Annotated in this window: 3 protein-coding genes and 1 pseudogene; 2 read left to right on the top strand and 2 right to left on the bottom strand. The window is 64.5% G+C overall.

The features are described 5' to 3' along the window. On the bottom strand, positions 1-3,081 hold a 3,081-nt coding region (locus EOA29_RS24105), incomplete at its 3' end, for a PAS-domain containing protein (protein ID WP_127221690.1). Positions 3,082-3,318: 237 nt separating this feature from the next. On the opposite strand from EOA29_RS24105, the gene mscL reads away from it, so the two are divergent. Together mscL and EOA29_RS24095 are read left to right on the top strand one after the other, a co-directional pair. Next, on the top strand, positions 3,319-3,741 hold the full coding sequence (gene mscL, locus EOA29_RS24100; RefSeq protein ID WP_059185060.1) for a large conductance mechanosensitive channel protein MscL: 423 nt from the start codon (positions 3,319-3,321) through the stop codon (positions 3,739-3,741). A gap of 101 nt (positions 3,742-3,842) precedes the next feature. Beyond that, the gene (locus tag EOA29_RS24095; protein ID WP_126090256.1) at positions 3,843-5,009 is read left to right on the top strand and encodes a pyridoxal phosphate-dependent aminotransferase; all 1,167 of its coding nucleotides are present in this window, start codon (positions 3,843-3,845) and stop codon (positions 5,007-5,009) included. 11 nt (positions 5,010-5,020) lie between these two features. Here the strand turns inward: EOA29_RS24095 and EOA29_RS24090 are convergent. Beyond that, positions 5,021-5,260, bottom strand: a pseudogene (locus EOA29_RS24090) (5-aminolevulinate synthase); the annotation flags it as partial.

Here is a 5,260-nt window from a genome sequence, read left to right as displayed (position 1 = left end):
CCGTGATCCTGCCGGTGGCGCCGCGACCGCCGCCACCGGCAGGATCACGGAGAAGCGCGTGCCCTTGCCGGGGTTCGAGTAGATGCGGATTTCGAGCCTCAGCACCCGGGCGATACGGTCGACGATGGAGAGGCCGAGGCCAAGCCCTTCCGCCTCGCGCGCACCTTCGTCCAGCCGCGTGAATTCGTGGAAGACCGTGTTCAGCTTGTCGCCGGCAATGCCGATGCCGGTGTCGATCACCTGGATCTCGGCCAACTCGCCGCGCCTTCTGACACCGACGAGGATGCGGCCCTCGCGCGTGTATTTGATGGCGTTGGAAACGAGGTTCTGGATCAGCCGCCGAAGCAAGTTGCGGTCCGTCATGACGCCGAGCGATGACGGCATGATCTCGAGTTCCAGCTTCTTTTCGGCGGCGAGCGGGCGAAAATCGTTGCCGATCTGGCTGAGCAGCCCGCCGAGGCTGAAGGCGGTGTCCTCCGGCTTCAACGCGCCGGCGTCGAGCCGCGAGATGTCGAGCACGGCGCCGAGGATGGTCTCGACCGATTCCAGCGAGGACTCGATGTTGATCGCCGCCTTGCCGGCCGGCCCCTTGCCGGCCTTCTCGATCAGCGACGAGCAATAGAGCCGGGCGGCGTTGAGCGGCTGCAGGATGTCGTGGCCGGCGGCGGCGAGGAAGCGCGTCTTGCTGAGGTTGGCTTCCTCGGCCAGCATCTGCGCCTGCGCCAGTTCCTCGTTGACGCGGGTGAGCTCCGCAGTACGGCTCCTGACCCGCTGCTCCAGCGATTCGTTCGCCCGCTTCAGCGCCAGGTCCTGCTCGACGCGGCCGGAAATGTCGGCATAGGTGGCGACGATGCCGCCGTCGGGCATCGGGTTGGAGCGCAGTTCCAGGATGCGGCCGCTGGTCTTCAGCTCCATCTGCCAGGGGCTGACGAAGCTGGTCAGCCGGTTGAGCATCGCCACGCGCTGGTCGGCGGGGATGTCGCCGCGCTCGGCGAGATGGCGCAGAATCTGGTCGAGCGAGACGCCGACCTGGCCCATCTCGTCCGGCAGGTCGAACAACGCCCGGTATTGCCGGTTCCAGCAGATCAGCCGGAAGTCCCGGTCGAAGACCGTGATCCCCTGTTCCATCTGGTCGAGCGCGATCTGCAGCAGGTCGCGATTGTGCTGCAGCGCCTCGGTGGCGTCGTCGAGCAACCGGAAGGCATCCTTGGAATCGCGATCGTTGCGGCGGAAGAGCAGCGACATGATCAGCCGCGCCGAGGACGAGCCGACCGCGCTCGCCAGCAATTGCTCCGAGAAGCGGATGACGTCCATGCTGGCCTGTTCCTTGCCATGCAGGGAGACGTTCGCGTTCTTCTCGAAGGACTGGAAGGAACGCTCGGTGCGCTCGACGCCGAGATAGCGGGAAATCGTGTCCTTGAGGTCGTTGACGGTGACGGCGGTGCGGAAGCGGCGCAGGCTCGGCATCGGGCCTGCCTCGCGCGGCACGAAGATCGCCGCCTGGATGCGCTCCAGCGGCACGGAAGCCCGGGACAGCGATCCCAGCACGAAGAACAGCGTGTTGATCGACAGGCTCCACAGCACGCCGTGGTTCAGCGGCTCGCCGACCGTGCCGAACAACGCTTGCGGCCTGAGCGCCTCGAAGCCGAACAGGCCATGGACGACGATATCGGAGCCGGGACCGACGAGCGAAGGGAGCAGCAGCGTGTAGCCCCAGACCGCGATGCCGGCGACCATGCCGAGCGCGGCGCCCCGGCCGTTGGCGCGGCGCCAGATCAGCCCGCCGATCAGCGCCGGCGCGAATTGCGCGATCGCGGCAAACGACATCAGTCCGATCGAGGACAGCCGCGCGCTGTTGGTGCTCTCCCGGTAATAGAGGAAAGCGATGAACAGCATGATGAAGATCGACGCCCGCCGCACGTTGAGGATCAGCGTCGACCAGTCCTCGTTCTGCGAAGAGGTGGTCTTGAGCAGCCGGCGCACGAACAGCGGGATGACGAGGTCGTTGGAGATCATGATCGACAGCGCCACGCTCTCGACGATGACCATTGCGGTCGCCGCCGACAGGCCGCCGATGAAAGCGGCCATGGCGAGCACATCATGGCCGCTGAGCAGCGGCAGCGACAGCACGTAGAGGTCGCTGCTCGTCTTGGTGCCCACCAGCGACAGGCCGGCAAAGGCGATCGGCAGCACGAACAGGTTGATCGCCACGAGGTAGAGCGGGAACACCCAGGTCGCGGCGCGCAGTTCCGCCTCGCTGCGGTTCTCGACGATGGTGACGTAGAACTGGCGCGGCAGCATCAGGATGGCAAAACCGCTCAAGGTTGTCAGCACCAGCCAGGTGGCCAGAGAGGTGTTGTAGCCCATGGCCTCGCGCACCTCGGCATTTGCGGCGAGCGTCGCCAGCATGTCGCCGGGGCCGCCGAAGATGAGGAAGGTCACCATCAGGCCGATGGCGAGGAAAGCGGCGAGCTTGACCACGGTTTCGACCGCCACCGCCAGCACCAGCCCATCCTGGTGCTCGGTGGCGTCGGCGTGGCGTGTGCCGAACAGCACCGCAAACAGCGCAAGCAGCATCGCGACCACCAGCGAGATGTCGCTGACGAACGGATCGAAGGAAGGCGGCGATCCGGTATAGTGTTCGATCATCAGGCTGACCGAGCCTGAGATCGCCTTCAGCTGCAGCGCGATATAGGGCACGGCGCCGATCGTGGCGATCAGCGTCGCGATCGCCGCGACGATGAAGCTCTTGCCGTAGCGGGCGCCGAGGAAGTCGGCGATCGAGGTGATCTTCTCGCTTTTCGCCAGCCGTACGATGCGGTTGAGCAGCGGGAAGCCGAACACGAAGACCAGCACCGGTCCCGTATAGATGCCGAGGAATTCGAGGCCACGCTCGGAGGAGAGGCCGACCGAGCCGAAAAAGGTCCAGGAGGTGCAGTAGATGGCGAGGCTGAGCGCATAGATGAAGGGCCGCGCCCGTCCGAGCCCGGCTGCCACCGAGCGCCGATCGCCGACGCTGGCGATGGCAAAAAGCAGCGTCACATAGGCGATCGCGATGATGACGACGAACCAGCCTTGCACGGTTCGAACTTCCTCCCTGACCGATGCTCCACACCGGTTCGGCTAGACGCAACCACAGCTTGGAGCCCGAGTCCATCGCGGCTTTCGCCGCATATGTGCCTGACGGCGCGGCTTAAACACAAACCGGGATTTCGCCCTTTTTCCGGTTTTGCAACCGGGGGTTTTTGTTATTGTGATCTTGGGTCGGCGCCGGAGAGCCGGGGCGGCAGCGCGGCCGGTCATGGCTAGGAGGGTCGAATGCTGAAAGAGTTCCAGGAATTCATTTCCAAAGGCAATGTGATGGACTTGGCCGTCGGCGTCATCATAGGCGCTGCTTTCGGCAAGATCGTCGACTCGCTGGTCAACGACATCATCATGCCGATCGTCGGGGCGATTTTCGGCGGTCTGGACTTCAACAATTATTTCTTTGGTTTGTCCTCGAACGTCCATTCGGCTGCGCTGGCCGACGCTAAGAAAGAAGGCGCCGTTTTCGCCTATGGCAGCTTCATCACCGTTGTGCTGAACTTCCTGATCCTTGCCTTCATCATCTTCCTCATGGTCAAGGCCGTGAACAATCTGCGCAAGCGCTTGGAGCGTGAGAAGCCCGCCGCTGCGGCGGCACCGCCGCCGGCCGATGTCCAGCTTCTGACCGAAATCCGTGACCTTCTCGCCAAGAAATAACCCTTACAGATACTCTGGACCAAAACCCCGGCCGCTTGCGGCTGGGGTTTTCTGTTCGGCGATCTGGTAAGAGCGCGGAAAAGACGACCACGGATTTGCCCATGACCTTGATTCAGACCCTGCGCGCCGAAGCCCGCGCCGCACCCGAAAGCGGCATTGTCGCCGTCGTCAACCATGGCCGCCTGCGCGAAGGCCTGATCCCGCTCTGGGCCGGCGAGGGTGACCTGCCGACGCCATCCTTCATCAGCGATGCCGCCGCCCGCGGTCTCGCCAATGGCGAGACCTTCTACACCTGGCAGAAGGGCATTCCCGAGCTCAGGCAGGCGCTCGCCCGCTATTACGCCAGGCATTTCGGCAAGCACTTCGCCGAGGAGGAGTTCATCGTCACCGCTTCCGGCATGCATGCCATCCAACTTGCCATCGACGCGATTGCCGGCAGCGGCGACGAAGTGATCTATCTGTCGCCGGCCTGGCCGAATTTCGCTGCTGCCGCCGGGGTCGCCGGTGCCGTCCCGGTTGCGGTCGTGCTCGATCGGTCCGGCAATGGCTGGTCCTGCGATGTCGAGAAGATCGCGTCGGCCATCACGCCGCGCACCAAGGCGCTGTTCATCAACACGCCGTCAAACCCGACCGGCTGGACCGCCGACAGGGAGACCCTTCAAGCGATCCTCGATCTCGCCCGCGCGAAGAACCTCTGGATCATCGCCGACGAGATCTATTCGCTGTTCCACTATGGCCATGGCCGGGCGCCGTCCTTCCTCGACGTCGCCACGGGCGAAGACCGCATCCTGTTCGTCAACAGCTTCTCCAAGAACTGGGCGATGACCGGCTGGCGTGTCGGCTGGATCAAGACCCATCCCGCGCTGCAGCAGGTGTTCGAGAACCTGATCCAGTATTCGACCTCCGGCGTCGCTCAGTTCATGCAACGCGGCGCGGTCGCAGCGCTTGACGAGGGCGACGGCTTCATCGTGAGCCAAGTGGAACGGGCACGCGCTGCGCGCGATCTCGTCTGCGATATCCTGGGTGCCACCGGCAAGGCACGCTTCACCGTGCCGCAAGGCGCTTTCTATCTGTTCTTCACGGTCGACGGCATCACCGATTCCCGCACCGCCGCCTTCGACATCGTCGACAACGCCAATGTCGGCCTGGCGCCCGGCACGGCCTTCGGCCCCGGCGGCGAGGCCTTCCTCAGGCTATGCTTCCACCGCCGCCTCGATCAGCTCGAGGAGGCGGCAAATCGCCTGGCGAAATGGATGAAGACGGTGTGAGGCAGGCGGCTTCAGCCGCCTGACTTCGGCACCAGCAAAGGAACGATGCGGTCGCTCTTGGCGAGGACGGGACGGCCTGAGGTGGCATAGGGAATGCCGAGCGCATCCCAGGTCTCGACCAGCGCGTCCTGCAATTCGGCGATCAGCGCGTCGGAATGGAAGGGTGTCGGCGTGATGCGCAGCCGCTCGGCGCCGCGCGGCACCGTCGGATAGGTGATCGGCTGGATGGAGATGCCGTGGACGCCGAGCAG

Source organism: Mesorhizobium sp. M1E.F.Ca.ET.063.01.1.1 (assembly GCF_003998155.1).
Taxonomy (GTDB): Bacteria; Pseudomonadota; Alphaproteobacteria; order Rhizobiales; family Rhizobiaceae; genus Mesorhizobium.
The sequence above is the reverse complement of the archived record's forward strand: the minus strand, read 5'-3'. Positions and strand labels throughout refer to the sequence as shown.